This is a genomic window from Kluyvera sp. Awk 3, assembly GCF_028069715.1.
GTDB lineage: Bacteria > Pseudomonadota > Gammaproteobacteria > Enterobacterales > Enterobacteriaceae > Kluyvera > Kluyvera georgiana_A.
Genome location: NZ_JANEWH010000001.1, coordinates 112,460 through 132,674, shown reverse-complemented (window position 1 = coordinate 132,674; position 20,215 = coordinate 112,460). Strand labels below are relative to the sequence as shown.

Below are 20,215 nucleotides of genomic sequence, written 5' to 3'. Positions count from 1 at the left end.
CCTCACGAAAAAGCCCCAAAATGGGGCTTTTTTTGTTTTACAGCGGCTGGGTCTGGGCTTCAACCACCGCCAGCGCCACCATGTTGACGATGCGGCGAACGGAGGCGATCGGCGTCAGGATATGTACCGGTTTCGATACCCCCATCAGCACCGGCCCAACGGTCACCCCTTCGGAACTGGAAACGCGCAGCAGGTTATAGCTGATACGCGCAGCTTCCATATTCGGCATCACCAGAATATTCGCCGAACCTTTCAGCGGGCTATCCGGCATGCGGTCGTTACGGATGCTTTCAACCAATGCGGCGTCGCCGTGCATTTCGCCATCAATCATCAGCTCCGGCGCGCGCGCCTTCACCAGCTCCAGCGCATCGCGCATTTTGCTGGCCGACGGGCAGTCGGAAGAGCCAAAGTTAGAGTGCGACAGCAACGCCACGCGCGGCTCGATACCGAAACGACGCACGCTTTCCGCCGCCATCAGGGTGATTTCAGCAATCTGCTCCGGTGTCGGATCGTTGTTGACGTAGGTATCGGCAATAAAGGTGTTACCGCTCGGCAGCAGCAGCGCGTTCATCGCGCCCGCGGTATGCACGCCGTCACGGTAGCCGAATAACGGGTTGATCACGCTGAAATGCTCATGGTAATCACCGATCGTACCGCAAATCATGCCGTCCGCTTCGCCGCGCTGCACCATGATTGAACCAATCGCGGTGGTATTACTGCGCATCTCGCGCTGCGCCTGTTCCTGCGTGATACCGCGACGCTTCATCAGGCTGTAGTATTCCTGCCAGTACTCTTTAAAGCGCGGGTCTGATTCGTTATTGACGATTTCAAAGTCGACGCCCGGCTTAATCTGCAAGCCCAACTTCTGCAGGCGCATCTCGATAACGCTCGGACGGCCAATCAGAATCGGCTTCGCCAGCCCCAGGGTGATAAGCTCCTGGGTGGCGTGCAGCACGCGGTTGTCTTCCCCTTCCGCCAGCACGATGCGCTTCGGCTCTTTACGTGCCTGCGAGAAGATAGGTTTCATAAACAGGTTGGTCTTGTAGACAAACTCGCTCAGTTTCTCAATGTAGGCGTCAAAATCGGCAATCGGGCGTTTTGCGACGCCGGAGTCCATCGCCGCTTTCGCCACGGCCGGGGCGATCTTAACGATCAGGCGCGGATCGAACGGTTTTGGAATAATGTAGTCCGGGCCAAAGCTCAGATCCTGGTCACCGTAAGCGGAAGCCACCACTTCACTCTGCTCGGCGTGGGCCAGTTCGGCGATCGCGTGAACTGCCGCCAGCTTCATCTCTTCGTTAATCGCCGTCGCGCCAACGTCCAGCGCACCACGGAAGATGAACGGGAAGCACAGCACGTTGTTCACCTGGTTCGGGTAGTCGGAACGACCAGTGCAGATAATCGCATCCGGGCGTACTTCTTTAGCCAGCGGCGGCAGAATTTCCGGCTCCGGGTTCGCCAGCGCGAGGATCATCGGCGCGCGAGCCATTTTCTTCACCATCTCCTGGGTCAGCACTTTCGGGCCGGAGCAGCCAAGGAAGATGTCGGCGTCGGCAATCACGTCGTCCAGAGTACGTTTGCCGTCATCCTTCACCGCGTAGGCGGCTTTGGTTTCCGCCATATTCGGCTCGCGGCCTTCATAGATCACGCCCTTCGAGTCGCAGACCACAATATTGTGTTTCTGCATCCCCAGCGCCACCAGCAGGTTCATACAGGCAATCGCTGCCGCGCCCGCGCCGGAGACCACCATACGAACGTCAGAGATGTTTTTCTCCACCACGCGCAGGCCGTTGAGGATGGCCGCGGTACTGATAATCGCGGTGCCATGCTGATCGTCGTGGAACACAGGAATATTCATGCGCTCGCGCAGCTGCTGTTCAATGTAGAAACATTCCGGCGCTTTGATGTCTTCGAGGTTGATGCCGCCAAAGGTCGGCTCCAGCGCCGCCACGACATCGATAAATTTGTCCGGGTTGGTTTCATCCACTTCGATATCGAAAACGTCGATACCGGCGAATTTCTTGAACAAAACACCCTTACCTTCCATCACCGGTTTACCGGCCAATGCGCCGATATTGCCTAAACCCAGTACGGCGGTACCGTTGGACACCACCGCTACCAGGTTACCGCGCGCGGTATATTTGTAGGCCGCCAGCGGATCTTTTTCGATCTCCAGACACGGCGCGGCAACGCCCGGCGAGTAGGCCAGCGCGAGATCGCGTTGGGTGGCGAGCGGCTTGGTCGGCGCTACCTGAATTTTGCCTGGAACGGGGAATTCATGGAAATCGAGGGCACTTTGTCTTAATTGGTCGTCCATTTAGGGTTCCTTTCACGTATCAAACTAAAAGGGTGAAGCGCAATTACGTCCTGATGCACTCCCGAAGGAAGCGCCTAGTATCGCCTGTGACCGCCCGGTAAACTTTGAAGGCCGCCATACTCTTGCGAACACGCCTTGCTTTGTTATTTATTTATGTCGCTTATGTTATCAACTATCGATAGTAAGATCATGATTTCCGGATATGCTTTTTTGTTATGCCAGCCATAACCAAACGGCTATCGCCTTCCGCCATCCGGGCGATGCAGGGGCAAGTCTACCATCCTGGGGAAACCGCCCTCGTTAAGCCATCATCTAAAATCGTTATATTAATCATGTTGTTGATACATTTTTATCAACATTGAAAAGACGCGGAGGGGCGGCTGCCCCTGGAATGGAATCGTGAAAACGTTAACCGGAAACCCACTGTGTAGCCCAGGCGTCCGCTCCCTGCCAGTTGTCACACTGCGGTTGAGTGGCGTAACGCGCCAGGCGAAAGCGTTGTCCATCGAAGCGCCAGCGCGTCTGTGTACCGCAGTCGCCGAGGGCGCGTCCCTTCTCAAGCGTGATCAGTTCACGCGTATGTTCGTTAAACGTCAAATTCACCAGTTCAATATCACGCCCCTCCTTACCGGAAGGCAGGAACGGCAAACGCAGGCGAATCGGCGTGGTGGCAAACGGCTTTTTGCGCGACGCCAGCCAGGCACGATAGATAGTGTTGTAGGCCCCGGATTCACAGCTGGTCATGATCAGCGCTTTATCGTCACTTAACGCGGTCACCCACACTTCACGCCGCAGCGGATCCAGCGAACACTGCACGTTGTTCATCCGCCAGGTGGCGAAATCGAGCAGGTCGTTGTATTCATCGCGACCGAGCGGCGTCGGCGCAGGGCTAACTTTTGCGACGGTCTTCAGCGGCGGAGCGGGCGGCACGCTCAGCGGCGGCTCGTCGCCTTTACGGATCCACGCGGTTTCATTACCCACGCGTTTCTGTTGGGCATCGATAAACAGCAACGCCGCCTTCAGCCCCTGTAACGACATCACCTGCACGCCCTTCGACAGCGTAATGGCCTGAGCATCCTGAATTTGTTGCAGGAAGGCGTCTATGGTGACGCTATCGCCGGTCGACAGCCATTTCGGCTGTATTTTCCAGTGCTCGCCGCTGAGCTTTAGCGGCTTCCCATCAAGCAGCAACCGAGGTTCGATCGCCGGGACCGCCGCCACCGGGTTAACCAGCCCGCCCAACTCAATACGCAGTTGGGCATCGGTGTGCGCCCCGGCGCTGCGGCTGAGGGTCATCACCAGACCATAGTGCAGGCCAACGTTACGGGTCACACAGAAATTCTGGTTATTACAGGTCACCAACCAGTCGGAAAAAAGCTGCTGCGTCGGCGCCGCCCACGTCAACGACGTCGGGAGCCACCCGATGCAGAAGAAAAAAAGGAGAATGCGGTAACGCATGGACGGTACAACCCCAGAAGAAAAAAGCATCAACTTACCGGGGCTATCCTGGAGGACGAAGCGGTAGCGCTCAATCGGATTTATCGGATTGAGCCGGCCACAAAATTACGCCATCAGGCCTGAACCTTGCAGATACTGGAGTAAAATCACCGTCTTACCATCGCAAATTTCACCAGTGCGAATCATCTCAATTGCACGGGTGAACGGCAGCTCCAGCACATCAATATCTTCATCATCCACGCCGCCGCCCGCGTTATCGCGCAGACGATCGTCGTATTCGGCAATAAAGAAGTGGACGATTTCGGTCACGCCGCCCGGCGACATATACAGCTGAAACACTTTACGCACGTTGTTGACCTGATAGCCGGTCTCTTCGATAGCCTCTTTGCGAATGCACGCTTCCGGCTCGTCGTCGTCGAGCAACCCGGCGCAGGTTTCAATCAGCATGCCGTTGGCATTACCGTTCACCCAGGTGGCGACACGGAACTGACGCACCAGCACCACGCTCTGCTTCTGGCGGTTGTAGAGCAGCACCGTCGCGCCGTTGCCACGGTCGTAAACTTCGCGTTTGTGTTGCACCACTTCGCCATTTTTTTGGGTCAAATCGTAGGTAATATTACGCAGGATGAAGTAGTTTTCGGACAGGATTTTATCTTTAATAACGTTGATATTAAGGGACATACAGGCTCCACGGCGATAACGCTTTCGCGTCATATTACGCCGTGAAGCCGGGGTATCGTCAATGCGCGCGGGTGATTTTCACGCCTAACCAGTCGAGGATCCCCTGCGCCGCATGACGGCCTTCAGCCATTGCGGTCACCACCAGATCGGCGCCACGCACCGCATCGCCACCGGCGAAAATTTTGGGATTCGAGGTTTGATAACGGTAGCGCGAATGCACGTTGGCGCGAATGCGTCCCCAGTCGTCAACCTCCACACCCAGCGCGTTCAGCCACGGCATACCGTGCGGATGGAAACCAAAGGCCATGATGACCGCATCAGCAGGCATCACAAACTCGCTGCCGGGAATCGGCGTCGGACGGCGGCGACCCTGAGCATCCGGCTCACCAAGCTCGGTGCGCAGGAAACGGACGCCGCACACGCGGCCCTCAGCATCCAGCTCCAGTGTGACGGGCTGAACGTTGAACTCAAACTCCGCTCCCTCTTCCTTCGCGTTTTTGACCTCTTTTTTCGACCCAGGCATGTTGGCTTCATCGCGACGATAGGCACAGGTGACCTTTTCCGCACCGTGACGCAGTGCGGTACGCACGCAGTCCATCGCCGTATCGCCACCGCCAAGCACCACCACGTTAAGCCCTTTGGTATTGATATACGGTTCCTCAGGCAACGCCTCGAGCCCCATCACGTTTTTCGTGTTCGCGATCAGGAACGGCAGCGCGTCATACACCCCCGGCGCATCTTCATTCGGCAGGTTCGCCTTCATGGAACGGTAGGTACCCACCCCAACAAACACGGCGTCGTACTCTTCCAGCAACCTGTCCAGGGGGATGTCTTTGCCAATTTCACAGTTCAGCTCAAAACGAATACCCATGTCGCTAAAGATTTCACGGCGGCGGGCCATCAGCGATTTATCCAGCTTGAATGCCGGGATGCCGAAGGTCAGCAGTCCGCCGATTTCCGGATGGCGGTCAAACACGACCGGCTCCACGCCCTGACGCACCAGAATGTCGGCGCATGCCAGCCCGGCAGGCCCGGCGCCGATAATCGCCACTCGCTTACCGCTGCTGGCGACATTGCCAATATTCGGACGCCAGCCTTTGGCTAGCGCACGGTCAGAGATATAGCGTTCAATATTGCCAATCGTGACCGCGCCGTGCTCATCGCGCAGGGTGCAGGCCCCTTCACACAGGCGATCCTGCGGGCAGACGCGGCCCGTGATTTCCGGCAGCGGGTTGGTCTGATGCGACAGCTCGACCGCCGCGTCAATATCCCCGGCGTTGACCTGTTCGATCCACTGCGGAATATGGTTGTGCAGCGGACAGGTCCATTCGCAAACGCTATGCTCGCCACAGCTCAGGCAGCGTGCGGAAGCCTGTTGCGCCTGTTCGTGACGTAACGGCAGATAAATTTCGCCAAAGCCGGTTTTACGGGCGGCAAGATTGAGTTTATCCGCCTCACCGCGAGCGGGTGTCAGCGCCATCTGCTGCACCTTGCTACGCTGAATCTTCGCAGCCGGCGCACGACTCTCGCTGTGCCACGGCTGCGCTTCGCGGCAGGCCGTTTGCAGGCGTCGGGTGCGCGCAATATCGCTCAGTTGCTGGCTGGTCATCAGCTGTAGGGCGTCCGCCGGGCAGTTTTCCACACAAGCCGGGCCTGCCGGGCGCTCGTGGCAGAGATCGCATTTGTGGGCCGTGGCTTTTACACGCCCGTCCTGAGTCGGCGCGAGAACAATTTGCATGGTGCCAAACGGACAGGCAACCGCACAGGATTTACAGCCAATACACTTCGCCTGGTCGACCTGGATGGCGTCATCAACCTGCCGAATCGCGCCGTTCGGGCAGCTGCGTGCACAGGGGGCATCTTCACAATGATGGCAGGTAGCGGCCCCTCGTTGATGGTTCATTTTGACGACCGTGATGCGCGGCATAAACTGCGACGCGTCGAGCACATGTTGCTCTCCGTTATGCGACATCACACAGGCAACTTCACACGCCCTGCATCCAATGCATTGTTGGCTATCTACCCTAATAAAACGGTTCATACTCGCTCAGCCTATGGTTAAAAAACCTTATATTTATAAGTCCTATTTATTAGCCGAGGAATCCCCGTACAGGCAATGTCCATTTGCCCAGAATCGGCGACTATTTGTCAGTAAGCTGTGGCAGATCAAAAAATTTCAGCTTAAATGAAATTACGTTTCAGGGGGCAGAAATCGGCTTGCGTAAGGATATGCAAACCGTTTCGCCAAAGCGGTATGATTATTTACATTATCTTCTTATTTTCTCCACGATTGCCGGGAGCCTTACGGCTACAGTGTTTGACGCAATTCAGTACGTAAAAAAAATGACCAACACGAGGTTCGGATCCTGATGGCGAATTTCTTCATCGATCGCCCCATTTTTGCCTGGGTGCTAGCAATCCTTTTGTGCCTTACCGGAACCCTGGCGATATTTTCATTACCGGTAGAGCAGTACCCAGACCTCGCGCCGCCGAACGTCCGCGTGACCGCCAACTATCCGGGCGCGTCCGCGCAAACGCTGGAAAACACCGTCACCCAGGTTATCGAACAGAACATGACTGGCATCGATAACCTGATGTATATGTCCTCTCAAAGCAGCGCCACCGGCCAGGCGTCAATCACGCTGAGCTTCGTCGCCGGCACCGACCCGGACGAAGCGGTACAGCAGGTACAAAACCAGCTGCAAACGGCAATGAACAAGCTGCCACAGGCGGTGCAGACGCAAGGCGTCACGGTACGTAAAACAGGCGATACCAACATTCTGACCATCGCCTTCGTCTCCACCGACGGCAGCATGGATAAGCAAGATATTTCCGACTATGTCGCCAGTAACATTCAGGACCCGCTCAGTCGCGTTGACGGCGTCGGCGACATTGACGCCTACGGTTCGCAATATTCCATGCGCATCTGGCTGGATCCGGCCAAGCTCAACAGCTATCAGTTAACCGCTTCCGACGTCACCAGCGCCATTAAATCGCAGAACGCGCAGATTGCCGTTGGGCAGCTTGGCGGAACGCCGTCGGTTGATAAGCAGGCGCTGAACGCCACCATTAATGCGCAATCGCTGCTGCAAACGCCACAGCAGTTCCGCGACATCACCCTGCGCGTTAACCAGGATGGCTCAGAAGTGACGCTCGGAGACGTTGCCACCGTCGAAATGGGCGCGGAAAAATATGACTATCTCAGCCGTTATAATCGCAACCCGGCGTCTGGCCTTGGCATCAAACTCGCCTCAGGGGCCAACGAAATGGCGACCGCCGAGCGCGTTATTCAGCGTCTGGACGAGCTAAAAGCCTATTTCCCACATGGCCTGGAGTATAAAGTCGCCTACGAAACCACTTCCTTCGTCAAAGCATCGATCAAAGACGTGGTGAAAACGCTGCTGGAAGCCATCCTGCTGGTGTTCCTGGTGATGTACCTGTTCCTGCAAAACTTCCGCGCCACGCTGATTCCCACCATCGCCGTACCGGTGGTGCTGATGGGCACCTTCGCCATTCTCTACGCCTGCGGATACAGTATTAACACCCTGACGATGTTCGCCATGGTGCTCGCCATCGGGCTTCTGGTGGATGACGCCATCGTGGTTGTCGAGAACGTCGAGCGTATTATGAGTACCGAGGGGCTGACGCCAAGGCAGGCAACGCGTAAATCGATGGGCCAGATTCAGGGCGCGCTGGTGGGTATCGCGATGGTGCTGTCGGCGGTATTTATCCCGATGGCCTTCTTTGGCGGCACCACCGGGGCTATCTATCGTCAGTTCTCGATTACCATTGTTTCGGCGATGGTGCTGTCGGTACTGGTGGCGATGATTCTGACGCCCGCGCTGTGCGCCACCATTCTCAAACCCATTCATAAAGGCGAAGTGCACGGCACCAAAGGCTTCTTTGGCTGGTTCAACCGTAACTTCGATGCCAGCGCGCGCCGCTATGAGTCCGGCGTGGCGAAAATCCTCCACCGCAGCGTACGCTGGATGCTGATTTATGTGGTGCTGCTGGGCGGCATGGTGTTCCTGTTCCTGCGCCTGCCCTCCTCGTTCCTGCCGCTGGAAGACCGCGGTATGTTTACCACCTCGGTCCAGCTTCCGAGCGGCTCCACTCAGCAGCAAACGCTGAAAGTGGTGGAACAGGTTGAAGACTATTTCTTCAAAAACGAGAAGGACAATATCACCTCCATTTTTGCCACCATCGGTTCCGGCCCGGGTGGTAATGGGCAGAACGTCGCGCGCATGTTTGTGCGCCTGAAAGACTGGGACGAGCGCGATAGCACCACTGGCACCTCGTTTGCCATTATCGAGCGCGCAACCAAAGCGCTGAACAAGATTAAAGAGGCGCGCGTCTACGCCAGCAGCCCGCCAGCCATCAGCGGCCTGGGCAGCTCTGCCGGTTTTGATATGGAACTGCAGGATCACGGCGGCGCCGGGCACGATGCGCTGATGGCCGCACGCGATAAGCTGCTGGAGCTGGCAGGACAGAGTCCGCAGCTCACCCGCGTGCGCCACAACGGCCTTGATGACAGCCCGCAGCTGCAGATCGATATCGATCAGCGTAAAGCGCAGGCGCTGGGCGTCTCTATCGACGATATCAACGACACGCTGCAAACCGCGTGGGGTTCGAGCTATGTGAACGACTTTATGGACCGTGGCCGCGTGAAGAAAGTGTACGTGCAGGCCGCCGCGAAGTACCGCATGCTGCCGGATGACATTAATCAGTGGTATGTGCGTAACAACGCGGGTCAGATGGTGCCGTTCTCGGCCTTCGCCACCTCACGCTGGGAAACCGGCTCGCCGCGCCTGGAGCGCTATAACGGTTATTCAGCCGTCGAAATTATCGGTGAAGCCGCGCCGGGCGTCAGTACCGGTACCGCAATGGACGTGATGCAGAATCTGGTCAAACAGCTGCCGACCGGTTTTGGTCTGGAGTGGACAGCAATGTCCTACCAGGAACGGCTCTCCGGCGCGCAGGCTCCTGCGCTATACGCCATTTCACTGCTGGTGGTGTTCCTGTGCCTGGCGGCGCTGTATGAAAGCTGGTCGGTGCCGTTCTCGGTGATGCTGGTGGTACCGCTGGGGGTGATTGGCGCGCTGCTGGCCACCTGGATGCGCGGGCTGGAAAACGACGTTTACTTCCAGGTGGGGCTGCTGACGGTTATCGGGCTCTCGGCGAAGAACGCCATTCTGATCGTTGAATTTGCCAATGAAATGAATGAGAAAGGCGAAGACCTGATGTCGGCGACCCTCGAAGCCTGCCGTCAGCGCCTGCGTCCCATCCTGATGACCTCGCTGGCGTTTATCTTCGGGGTTCTGCCCATGGCATTAACCACCGGCGCGGGTTCCGGCGGCCAGCATGCGGTGGGTACCGGCGTGGTTGGCGGGATGATCTCGGCAACGGTGCTGGCTATCTTCTTCGTACCGCTGTTCTTTGTGCTGGTACGACGTCGATTCCCGTTAAAAGAAAAGCCTGAATAAAAACAGAAAAGGCGACAGTCACTGTCGCCTTTTTATCTTTATGTTGAGCATTGACTCTGTACTGCAAACAACACCATCATGGTAATTGAAAGAACACAGCGCTTAATCACTAACCTTTCTGAAAATTATTTACGAAGCATCACTTCGATAAAATCTTTCCAGTTCCCCAGTTCACGTTCGATCATAACTACCTCTCTTATTATTATGCGTATATTACGTACAAATGTATGACCTGTGAATACGGTTAATCCGATTACTTTGATTGCCGCTGCCAACGATTGTTTACTGCTTGAGGCCACTATGGGCTGGAATGTTGACATTTAATGTGACGAACAGCAACATTCTGAAATAGTTATCAGAATGTGAATCATATGATAAGAATTTACCCTACAACAAAGTGAACAAACTGCGACTTTCGTCGTAGACGGCATGATAAACTGTACGAATTTCAGCCTGTTTATCAGGATTAAATTAAAACAGGCAGCCACGGGAATTCCGTGTATATTCGAGACCCTAAAAAACCTGCTGATATAAAGGTGGAACATGACCATCCTCTATGGAATAAAAAATTGCGACACAATTAAAAAAGCCCGTCGCTGGCTGGACGACCATCAGGTTGAATATCGCTTTCATGATTATCGCGTTGACGGCCTGCCCCCCGAGTTACTGGCATCCTTTATTGCCGAGTTGGGTTGGGAAGCGTTATTGAATACCCGCGGTACCACCTGGCGTAAGCTGGACGAAAGCGTGCGTATGGGCATCAACAATGCCGACGCCGCCGCTGCGCTGATGTTGGAAATGCCCGCGATCATTAAACGCCCATTGCTCTGTGCGCCTGCACAGCCTATGCTGCTGGGTTTTAGTGATGCCAGTTACGGTCAGTGGCTCGCCCAGATGCGCTAATGCCGCCGCCCCGTTTTTGACTTTTTGCAGATAACGAAAAATAACGAGGTTTAGTTTATGTCTTGCCCAGTCATTGAGCTGGCTCAGCAGCTTATTCGCCGCCCGTCTCTCAGCCCCGATGACGCGGGCTGTCAGGCATTAATGATTGAACGCCTGCGCGCTATCGGTTTTACCGTTGAGCCCATGGATTTTGGTGATACCCAGAATTTCTGGGCCTGGCGCGGTAAAGGGGAAACCCTGGCATTTGCAGGCCACACCGATGTGGTGCCGGCTGGTGATGCCGATCGCTGGATTAACCCGCCATTTGAACCAACCATTCGTGATGGCATGCTGTTTGGCCGCGGAGCGGCGGACATGAAAGGCTCGCTGGCTGCGATGGTTGTTGCTGCAGAACGTTTTGTCGCCCAGCACCCGAACCATAAAGGCCGCCTGGCGTTCCTGATCACCTCCGATGAAGAGGCCAGCGCCACCCACGGTACCGTGAAGGTGGTGGAAGCGCTGATGGCGCGCAACGAACGCCTGGATTACTGCCTGGTGGGCGAACCGTCGAGCACCGAAGTGGTGGGTGACGTGGTGAAAAATGGCCGCCGTGGTTCCATGACCTGTAACCTGACCATTCACGGCGTGCAGGGCCACGTGGCCTACCCGCACCTTGCCGACAACCCGGTTCATCGCGCCGCGCCGTGGATGAACGAACTGGTGTCTATCGAATGGGATCAGGGCAACGAATTCTTCCCGCCAACCAGCATGCAAATTGCCAACATCCAGGCGGGTACCGGCAGCAACAACGTCATCCCGGGCGATCTGTTCGTGCAGTTCAACTTCCGCTTCAGCACCGAGCTGACCGACGCGATGATCAAAGAACGTGTGATCGCCCTACTGGAAAAATACCAACTGCGCTACTCGGTAGACTGGTGGATCTCCGGGCAACCGTTCCTGACCGCACGCGGCAAGCTGGTAGACGCGGTGGTTAACGCGATTGCGCACTATAATGAAATAGAACCGCAGTTACTGACCACCGGCGGGACGTCAGATGGTCGCTTTATCGCCCAGATGGGCGCGCAGGTTGTTGAGCTGGGTCCGGTGAACGCGACCATTCACAAGATAAATGAATGCGTAAATGCCGCAGACCTGCAGATGCTGGCGCGGATGTATCAGCGTATCATGGAACAACTTGTCGCCTGACGGCACAACAAAAGAGGTAATGCGCATGGATTGGCTGACAAAATACTGGTGGATTCTGGTGCTGGTTTTCCTGGTGGGGGTGATTATCAACGTGATTAAGGATCTTAGTCGCGTCGATCATAAAAAATTCCTTGCCGATAAACCTGAGCTTCCGCCGCATCGTGACTGCAATGATAAGTGGGACGACGACGACGACTGGCCGAAGAAGAACCCGCCGAAGCAATAAATCGCCACATCAGGCTGCCTGAAGGCTTACACGTTCCCGGGTAACCGGGAACGCGCGAGACTTACAGCATTTCAATAATATCGTCATCTTTCGGCGTTCCGCCGCTCAATGCCTCATCGAAATAGTGCTTCGGCACGGTATAACGCAGGTGATCGAGCGCGAACTGCATGCTGCGATCGTCAATCGCGTGCCCCAGATCGTCGACAATATCCAGCGTCACATCGCCGCCCGCGGCCAGGAGCGCTTCCTGACCTTTCACCGCCCAGGCTAAATCGATCACCCGGTCTTCTCCACCGTGGATCAGATGGATCGTGGTGCTGGTGGTCGCGTGCTGCGGCAGCGTGGCGTAACGGCCATTAAAAGCGATCACGCGTGAAGCCAGACCTGGCTCGGCTTTGATGCTTTCCAGCGACATAATCGCCCCTTGTGAAAAGCCGATCAGCGCGGTGGCCTGCGGGCCCACGCCGCTCTGTTTTTGCCAGTAGCGTACCGTTTCAATAAAGGTCGGCATAATGGCATCAACGCGCGCCTGGCGGTTCTCTTCGGTCACGCTCTGCACCGAAAACCACTGGCGACCCGGCGCCGGGCCGCACGGTTCAGCACCGCCAATGCTGACAATCAAGGCATCCGGAAACAGCGGCGCAAACCAGCTGCCGATCTGCCCCATTGAGACCGGATTATCGCCCACGCCATGAAACAACAGCAGCAGCTGTTGAGCGGGCTTCGCGGGGCTTTGAACAACAAAATGATCGTGCGTCATGGCTGTCTCCTTGGTTTTGACGGTCAGTTTACGCCGCACCAGAATAATGACCATGCCATTTAACTGAATGAGTCAGTTAAAAAAATTGCAGTTGCGGGATCTGTTCCGCCAGCCGGTTTGTGCGTTCAGCGTCAACGTTGCGCATCGCCTGCGCCGCTTCTGCACGAAGCCGGGACAGCAGCGCTTTACGCCCCTGCACACCCAGACGAGCACACAGTTCAGACTCAGCCTCGCCGCACAAACGCCCGCGCAGCGCGGGTATTGCCAGCTCAGTCAGCTCGCTCAGCCGGTGCAGGTTCGCCAGCACCGCCAGCATCGGGCGATGAGCAAAGGCAAAACCGGCCAAATCCCACCAGTCATTCTCAGTAAGGATAGTCTCTGTCACTTCCGCCAGAGGCACTTTTTCATCTACCCATCGGCGTAGCCAGCGCCATTCGCGGCACAATCGCTGATGCTCATGTAACATCAACGCTTCCCCTGCCGCCGTCAGCGAACGAATAGCCATCGCCGCGTAGCAGCCGCTGCTGGCCTCCCGCTGAGTGCCAATACGCACCAGCGTAAAGCCACAGCGCTGCCAGAAGCGCCATAGCGCATCGGTATAACCAAAGCTCACTGAGAGATAATCACACCCCTCAGCGTCCTGCCACGCCCGTTCGACCAGCCGTTGGCCGAGACCTTCGCGCTGACGTAGCGGATGTACCGCAATGCGGCTGATGCGTCGCCCGATAAGCGTCGCTGCCAGCGGACTGCCGCCGTGAGCCGCCAGCGATTGCGCCACCAGATTACCGCGCGGGCGGCGAAAACCGGCCCACACTGCCCGGCTCAGTTCCGCCGAAAGCCCGCCTTCGTCGACCAACCACAACGCGCCTGCCGGACCGTCACTGCTTTGAGCACTCAGAAAATGCTGGCCCGGCGCGTCCATCATACGCCGCAGATCCAGCGGCGAGGTGCGATAATGGGCGCCGGAAAGCAGCTGATAGAGCGCGCGGGGCAGCGCTGGGGTCGTTTGCCAGGCTGACTGCGCCACGGGTTTCAACGTTATCGTGCCCTGCGGCGGGGTGGTAAAGGCATCATCATCGAAAATCAGCGCCTCGTTCACAACCGCCTCCAGCGGGCAGCCGGCAGCCCAGCGAATGGGCTGGTTCAGGGTAAACGCCTGCCGCTGCGGGAACGCGGCACAGAATTTCAGCGCAAAGCCACGTCCGGTGCCTTCATAACCCTGGACGGTGGTGGTTAGCAGCACCCGCGAAAAGCGGGTCATCAGCTTTTGCAACAGCGGGGCGGGAATGGCTGCGGCCTCATCGACCACCAGCCAATCGGCGGTTTCATCAGAGGCCAGCAGCGCATCCGGCGCGATAAAGCGAAAGCGCTCGCCGGCAAAGGCAGCAATTACCTCCGCCGAAGCACGGGAAGGTGCCGTGACCAGCGCCGTGCCGGAAAGCTGTCGGATGTGCATTCCGGCCAGCGCCGACTTACCACGCCCGCGTTCCGCCGTCACCACACAAACCTGCGCGGTGGCGTTGGCCAGCGCTGACAGAATCGATTGCTGTTCAATGTCGGGCTGGCCGTTAGCCTGCTGCCATGGTGGTCGCGGAGGGTCATTGAGCGGCGTCAGTGGCTCACCTTGACGCCAGATTCTCGCCTGCGGGTTGGCGGCCAGAGTACGGCAAAAATGGTGAACAAAATGGGGGGTGGCGATGGGCTCCGGCGTATCGCTCCAGCGCAGCGAGTCCGCATCGGGTTGCTGAGGCCAGCGTGAGAAGTCCGGCACCAGCAGCACCAGCCAGCTACCGGCACGCAAGGTCCCCGCCAGCGCGGCAAACGCCGACACGTCAAAACCGGCGCGAGCGTCAAAGATGGCGTGCTGGAACTCGCGCCCGAGCAGCGTGACAAGTTTGCCAGGCTGGCAAAAAGGAGGGGCCACGGTCTGCGGGCCCACCCACAGCACGTCGTGTTCGATAGCGTTGCGAAACGCTACTGCCTGCTCTGCGCACCAGTCAGGGTCGCCGCTAACCACCAGCAGACGGCGAATCCCCTCCTGCGCCATTCGCGCGGCCTGCGCGAGCAGCTCATCCATGACCTTCGACATCCCGTTAAAGCGATTTACTGAAGGTGTTGCACTGGGACGGGTCGCCGCTATCGAAGCCGCGTTTCAGCCAGGTGTAGCGCTGCTGTGATGTGCCGTGAGTAAAGCTGTCGGGTACCACGCGGCCCTGGCTCTGCTGCTGTAAGCGGTCATCGCCAATCGCTTCGGCAGCGTTCAGCGCTTCTTCAAGATCGCCAGCCTCCAGAATCCCCTGTTTTTGCATGTTATGACCCCAGACACCCGCAAAACAGTCGGCCTGAAGCTCCATGCGGACCGACAGGCGGTTCACTTCAGCCTGCGATGCGCCCTGCTGCATCTGACGGACTTTCGGCTCGATGCCGAGCAGTTTCTGGATGTGGTGCCCCACTTCATGCGCAATCACGTAGCCCTGCGCGAAATCGCCGCCTGCACCGAGTTTGCTTTTCATATCGTCATAGAAAGAGAGGTCGATATAAACCGTGCTATCGGCCGGGCAGTAGAATGGCCCCATCACCGACTGGCCGGTACCGCAGCCGGTACGGGTCGCGCCACGGTACATCACCAGACGCGGCGGCTGATAGGTTTTCCCCATTTCTTTAAACTGCTGCGCCCAGGTGTCTTCAGTGGTGGCAAGGATAACCGAGGTAAACTTTGCCGCTTCATCATCGTTCGGGTTGCTGACGCGCTGCGAGCTTTGTTGCTGGCTCTGACCAATCGGTTCGCCGGTCATCAGGCCGGTTAAGTCGACGCCGTAATAGCCCGCAACCAGCACGACAATCAGCAGAATGATACCGCCCTTACCGCTGGGAATACGGAAACCAGGGCCGCGCCCGGAGAGTGGGGATTCAGAACTGTTCCGCCGGTCTTCTACATTGTCGCTTTCACGACGGCCTTGCCAACGCATAACTACCTCGATCTTCTTTTATTGTTACTGATACGATCGTAGGCGGTTACGGGCAGGATTACCACTGGAAATACATCAGGAAGGGAGATGAGCGGGTCAACGCAGCGCCATCGGGCAAGCGACGAACACATTGCCGGATGGCGGCGTCAACGCCTTATCCGGCCTACGCGCAGGCGAGGCCGGGGACGTCATAACTTAGTCCAGCTTCACGCCTAAACGATGCGCCACTTCTTCGTAGGCTTCGATCAGGCCGCCAAGGCTCTGACGGAAACGGTCTTTGTCCATTTTATCCATGGTCTTTTTGTCCCACAGACGGCTGCCGTCCGGCGAGAACTCATCGCCCAGCACCACTTCGCCTTTGAACAGACCGAACTCCAGCTTGAAGTCCACGAGGATCAGGCCCGCGTCGTCGAACAGCTTTTTCAGCACGTCGTTCGCTTTGAAGGTCAGTTCCTGCATGCGCGCCAGGTTCTCTTTGCTCACCCAGCCGAAGGTTTCGCAGTAGGATTCGTTAACCATCGGGTCATGCATGGCATCGTTTTTCAGGAACAGGTCGAACAGCGGCGGGTTCAGCTCAATACCTTCTTCGATCCCTAAACGTTTCACCAGCGAACCGGCGGCGCGGTTACGGACAACGCACTCCACCGGCACCATATCCAGCTTTTTCACCAGACATTCGGTATCGGACAACAGCGCTTCCATTTGGGTCGGGATACCCGCTTCCGCCAGTTTGCTCATAATGAAATGGTTGAATTTGTTATTCACCATACCTTTACGATCGAACTGCTCAATGCGAGCGCCATCCCCTGCTGACGTATCGTTACGGAATTCGAGTACCAACAGATCCGGATTTTCGGTGCTGTATACGGTTTTCGCTTTACCACGATACAACTCAGCTAGCTTTTGCATCTTTGTCACTCCAGTGATGATTAACCATAAAAATTTGTGCTTTTCTGCTGACGCACACGTTTGCGTCACTATACAGAAAAAAGGGCCGGATTGCTCCAGCCCTGATAAATTACTTACTCAATGCCGCCTGGAATACTGCTACCAGGGCGTCATTTTGCGACTGCGTCAACGTATGACCTTTCGGATCGATGAACTGCAGGCTACTACGGTTGTCGAGGTCACCGACCTGAAGCTTGTAGTCACCGGAGACCAGACCCGGATCGCTCGCGCCCAACGCCTGCCAGCTGCTGTCAGACAGCGGCTTATAGGTCACGGCGATGCTGCCCTGAGAACGGGTGCTGTCGGTCACTTTCATGCCCGCTTTTTCCAGCGCGCCCGGCAGACGCTGCCAGACCTGGTTGAACGGTGCGCGCACCACCAGCATTGGCAGACCGGTATCATCAGAAGCGCTCTGTACATCAAAGGTCGCGCCCGCGGAACCGCGAGAAGCCTGTGCGTCGCTGGCGTTCTTATCCAGACCAGCGGAAATCACGTTCAGCATTTCGGCGCTATAGCGCTGTAAAGAAGCGCGATCGGCCACCGGTTTGCCCGCCTGTTCCAGGTTAACCAGCTTCACCATCACCGCCTGCTGGTAGCCCTGAGGCTGCACGGAGATTTGATAGCGACCACGATACTGCTGGTCTTCATCAAGGCGATTCCACTCGACCCAGTCCGTCGTCAGCGTTTGGCTAGCATCATCACGTTTGGTGATGGTGTAGTTTTTCCCCTGAATTATGCTGACCACCTGCGGCCACAGAGAGCCGCTACGGCTATTTTCCACCAACAGCGTGGCGGTGTCGCCCGTAAACTGGGTACGCGCACCAGCGACCAGCGCCAACGGCTGAGCCGGCGGACGGATATCCAGCGCTTTACCGACGGCACCGCTGCCATTGGCGACAGGAATGTTGTAGTCGCCATTTTCGATCGGCAGGATCATGCCCGCAGGGGCGTGAAGTTCACTTAACGGCGTAGCGTCCAGATAGGACTCATCGCCGCTCACCTGGCGCTTATAACGCGAGTCGGAACTACAGGCCGCAAGCAGTAAAACCAGCGATACACCCGCAACCTTGGCCAGGCGCGACTTCTGTACTGAGTAAGCCATCAAATCTCCCTAAACTTTACAGCAAACCGGCATGCTTCAGTGCGGATGCCACCACGTCACGACCGTGGTCGGTAATCGGTGTCATCGGCAAGCGCATGGTGTCGGTCGCCACAAGCCCCAATTCCTTACATGCCCATTTCACCGGGATAGGATTGGGTTCGACAAATAATTTATTGTGCAGCGGCATCAAACGCTGGTTGATGATGCGCGCCTGCGCGAACTCTCCAGCTGCGGACAGTCTGCACATTTCCGCCATATCACGCGCCGCGACGTTCGCCGTTACCGAAATAACGCCTTGACCGCCGAGCTGCATGAAGTCCAGACCGGTTGCATCATCACCGCTGAGCAGGATGAAATCGTCTGAAACCAGCTCTTTGATCTGATGAACACGGCTTAAGTTCCCCGTGGCTTCCTTAATCGCGATAATATTTTTAATTTTCGCCAGGCGACCTACGGTTTCCGGCAGCATATCGCAGCCGGTACGGGACGGCACATTATACAGGATTTGCGGCAGGTCAGTATGCTCGGCAATCGCTTTAAAGTGCTGGAACAGACCTTCCTGAGTCGGACGGTTGTAGTATGGGGTAACGGTCAGGCAGCCAACGACGCCGCTGTCGTTGAAACGCTGGGTCAGGCTAATCGCCTCTGCGGTTGCATTTGCCCCCGTTCCTGCGATAACCGGAATACGGCCATCGGCCAGTTCCAGGGTAGTTAAGACCACATCGCCATGCTCTTCGTGGCTAAGCGTTGCTGACTCGCCGGTAGTCCCTACCGACACAATCGCCGAGGTTCCGTTGGCGACATGGTAATCAATCAGTTTTTTCAGGCTTGAACGGTCGACATTACCTTTTTCATCCATCGGCGTGACAAGCGCTACAATACTTCCCGTGAACATGGGCCATCCTCTGTGCTGACGTGCGGACATGAAACTCAATGGTACGTTTGGTACTGTAATAAAAGCAAGAGACTGAGGCCCTTCAGAATGTTGTATGCCGGTTTTTTTTATGCTTTCCTAGGGTATACCGCACCTTTTTAAAGGAAGAACAGGTTTGACAGCCTCATTACAACACTATCTGGTCATAACAGCCCTGGGCGCGGATCGCCCTGGCATTGTCAATACGATCACTCGTCACGTGAGCAGCTGCGGCTGTAATATCGAAGACAGTCGGTTGGCGATGCTGGGAGATGAATTCACTTTTATTATGCTGCTGTCCGGAACATGGAATGCGATTACGCTGATTGAGTCCACCTTACCGCTGAAAGGTGCGGAGCTGGACCTGCTGATCGTCATGAAACGAACCACCGCCAGCCCGCGTCCGGCCATGCCGGCTACCGTGTGGGTACAGGTGGAAGTTCCTGATTCACCGCATATTATCGAGCGTTTTACTGCCCTGTTTGACAGCTGGGAGATGAATATTGCCGAGCTGGTGTCGCGTACCCAACCGGGCTCCGATGAAGGGGCTGCGCAGTTGTTTATTCAAATTACCGCCCACAGCCCGGCTACGCAAAATGCATCAAATATTGAGCAAGCGTTCAAAGCCCTATGTACAGAATTGAAAGCGCAAGGCAGTATAAACGTGATTAATTATTCACAGCATGATGAACAGGATGGAGCTGAGTAATGAACCCACTGAAAGCCGGTGATATCGCACCGAAATTTAGTTTGCCCGATCAAGACGGCGAGCAAGTAAATTTGACCGACTTCCAGGGACAACGTGTTCTGGTCTATTTTTACCCGAAAGCGATGACCCCTGGCTGCACCGTGCAGGCATGCGGCCTTCGCGATAATATGGACGAGCTGAAAAAAGCCGGCGTTGAGGTTCTGGGTATCAGCACCGATAAACCGGAAAAACTCTCCCGCTTCTCTGAAAAAGAGCTGCTGAACTTCACCCTGCTTTCCGATGAAGATCACCAGGTCTGTGAACAATTTGGCATCTGGGGTGAGAAAACCTTCATGGGGAAAACCTATGACGGCATTCACCGCATCAGTTTCCTGATTGACGCCGACGGTAAAATTGAACACGTCTTCGATGATTTCAAGACCAGCAACCACCATGACGTGGTGCTGGGCTGGCTACAGGCTAACGCCTGATCGCCACCGCCTCACGGCGCCGGTTCTCCGGCGCCTTCTTTTTGTGAGAAAGCTCACATCGCATTTTCCCTTCCGACACTAGTGCCGAACC

Annotated in this window: 17 protein-coding genes; 6 read left to right on the top strand and 11 right to left on the bottom strand. The window is 56.4% G+C overall.

Annotated features, from left to right (window positions below):
* Positions 1-37: 37 nt before the first annotated feature.
* The 4 genes from maeB to aegA all read right to left on the bottom strand — a co-directional run bounded on the left by maeB (position 38) and on the right by aegA (position 6,497).
* On the bottom strand, positions 38-2,317 hold the full coding sequence (gene maeB / locus NNN71_RS00580) for an NADP-dependent oxaloacetate-decarboxylating malate dehydrogenase (RefSeq protein WP_163446123.1): 2,280 nt from the start codon (positions 2,315-2,317) through the stop codon (positions 38-40).
* A gap of 408 nt (positions 2,318-2,725) precedes the next feature.
* Positions 2,726-3,775: a DUF1176 domain-containing protein gene (locus NNN71_RS00575; protein ID WP_271457660.1), complete on the bottom strand. Its 1,050-nt coding sequence runs from the start codon at positions 3,773-3,775 to the stop codon at positions 2,726-2,728.
* Between the two features lie 105 nt (positions 3,776-3,880).
* Positions 3,881-4,456 carry a GDP-mannose pyrophosphatase NudK gene (gene nudK / locus NNN71_RS00570; RefSeq protein ID WP_271457659.1) on the bottom strand — a complete coding sequence of 192 codons (576 nt, stop codon included), beginning with the start codon at positions 4,454-4,456 and terminating at the stop codon, positions 3,881-3,883.
* Positions 4,457-4,514: 58 nt separating this feature from the next.
* Positions 4,515-6,497 carry a formate-dependent uric acid utilization protein AegA gene (gene aegA, locus NNN71_RS00565; RefSeq protein WP_271457658.1) on the bottom strand — a complete coding sequence of 661 codons (1,983 nt, stop codon included), beginning with the start codon at positions 6,495-6,497 and terminating at the stop codon, positions 4,515-4,517.
* A gap of 328 nt (positions 6,498-6,825) precedes the next feature.
* On the opposite strand from aegA, the gene acrD reads away from it, so the two are divergent.
* A complete protein-coding gene (acrD, locus tag NNN71_RS00560; RefSeq protein ID WP_163446126.1) occupies positions 6,826-9,939 on the top strand; it encodes a multidrug efflux RND transporter permease AcrD in 3,114 nt (1,037 codons plus the stop codon).
* Positions 9,940-10,064: 125 nt separating this feature from the next.
* Here acrD and ypfM read toward each other — a convergent pair whose 3' ends face one another.
* Positions 10,065-10,124: a protein YpfM gene (ypfM, locus tag NNN71_RS00555; protein ID WP_001386977.1), complete on the bottom strand. Its 60-nt coding sequence runs from the start codon at positions 10,122-10,124 to the stop codon at positions 10,065-10,067.
* A 358-nt stretch (positions 10,125-10,482) separates the two neighbouring features.
* On the opposite strand from ypfM, the gene NNN71_RS00550 reads away from it, so the two are divergent.
* The 3 genes from NNN71_RS00550 to NNN71_RS00540 are packed head-to-tail and all read left to right on the top strand — an operon-like array spanning position 10,483 to position 12,253.
* The gene (locus tag NNN71_RS00550; protein WP_167575272.1) at positions 10,483-10,842 is read left to right on the top strand and encodes an ArsC family reductase; all 360 of its coding nucleotides are present in this window, start codon (positions 10,483-10,485) and stop codon (positions 10,840-10,842) included.
* 57 nt (positions 10,843-10,899) lie between these two features.
* Positions 10,900-12,027, top strand: a complete 1,128-nt coding sequence (dapE, locus tag NNN71_RS00545) for a succinyl-diaminopimelate desuccinylase (RefSeq protein WP_064543643.1) — start codon at positions 10,900-10,902, stop codon at positions 12,025-12,027.
* Between the two features lie 25 nt (positions 12,028-12,052).
* Entirely contained in the window at positions 12,053-12,253 is a 201-nt protein-coding gene (locus NNN71_RS00540; RefSeq protein ID WP_163446594.1) for a YpfN family protein, read from the top strand.
* A 61-nt stretch (positions 12,254-12,314) separates the two neighbouring features.
* Here NNN71_RS00540 and ypfH read toward each other — a convergent pair whose 3' ends face one another.
* From ypfH to dapA, 6 genes are all read right to left on the bottom strand, one after another.
* Positions 12,315-13,013, bottom strand: coding sequence for an esterase (gene ypfH / locus NNN71_RS00535; protein WP_271457657.1), 699 nt, complete (start codon positions 13,011-13,013; stop codon positions 12,315-12,317).
* A 76-nt stretch (positions 13,014-13,089) separates the two neighbouring features.
* Positions 13,090-15,090, bottom strand: coding sequence for a tRNA(Met) cytidine acetyltransferase TmcA (locus NNN71_RS00530; RefSeq protein ID WP_271457656.1), 2,001 nt, complete (start codon positions 15,088-15,090; stop codon positions 13,090-13,092).
* 16 nt (positions 15,091-15,106) lie between these two features.
* Positions 15,107-15,982, bottom strand: a complete 876-nt coding sequence (ypfJ, locus tag NNN71_RS00525) for a KPN_02809 family neutral zinc metallopeptidase (protein WP_064543639.1) — start codon at positions 15,980-15,982, stop codon at positions 15,107-15,109.
* Between the two features lie 195 nt (positions 15,983-16,177).
* Positions 16,178-16,891 carry a phosphoribosylaminoimidazolesuccinocarboxamide synthase gene (gene purC, locus NNN71_RS00520; protein ID WP_035891480.1) on the bottom strand — a complete coding sequence of 238 codons (714 nt, stop codon included), beginning with the start codon at positions 16,889-16,891 and terminating at the stop codon, positions 16,178-16,180.
* A gap of 109 nt (positions 16,892-17,000) precedes the next feature.
* Complete coding sequence (bamC, locus tag NNN71_RS00515; RefSeq protein ID WP_064543637.1) at positions 17,001-18,032, bottom strand: outer membrane protein assembly factor BamC; 1,032 nt, start codon at positions 18,030-18,032, stop codon at positions 17,001-17,003.
* Between the two features lie 16 nt (positions 18,033-18,048).
* Positions 18,049-18,927, bottom strand: coding sequence for a 4-hydroxy-tetrahydrodipicolinate synthase (gene dapA / locus NNN71_RS00510; RefSeq protein WP_163446591.1), 879 nt, complete (start codon positions 18,925-18,927; stop codon positions 18,049-18,051).
* Positions 18,928-19,081: 154 nt separating this feature from the next.
* On the opposite strand from dapA, the gene NNN71_RS00505 reads away from it, so the two are divergent.
* Together NNN71_RS00505 and bcp are read left to right on the top strand one after the other, a co-directional pair.
* Positions 19,082-19,654 (top strand): glycine cleavage system transcriptional repressor, encoded by a 573-nt coding sequence (locus tag NNN71_RS00505; protein WP_065355889.1) that lies wholly within the window; start codon positions 19,082-19,084, stop codon positions 19,652-19,654.
* Positions 19,654-20,124, top strand: a complete 471-nt coding sequence (gene bcp / locus NNN71_RS00500) for a thioredoxin-dependent thiol peroxidase (protein ID WP_064543632.1) — start codon at positions 19,654-19,656, stop codon at positions 20,122-20,124. Before NNN71_RS00505 ends, bcp begins: the two co-directional genes overlap by 1 nt.
* The last annotated feature ends 91 nt before the right edge of the window (positions 20,125-20,215 follow it).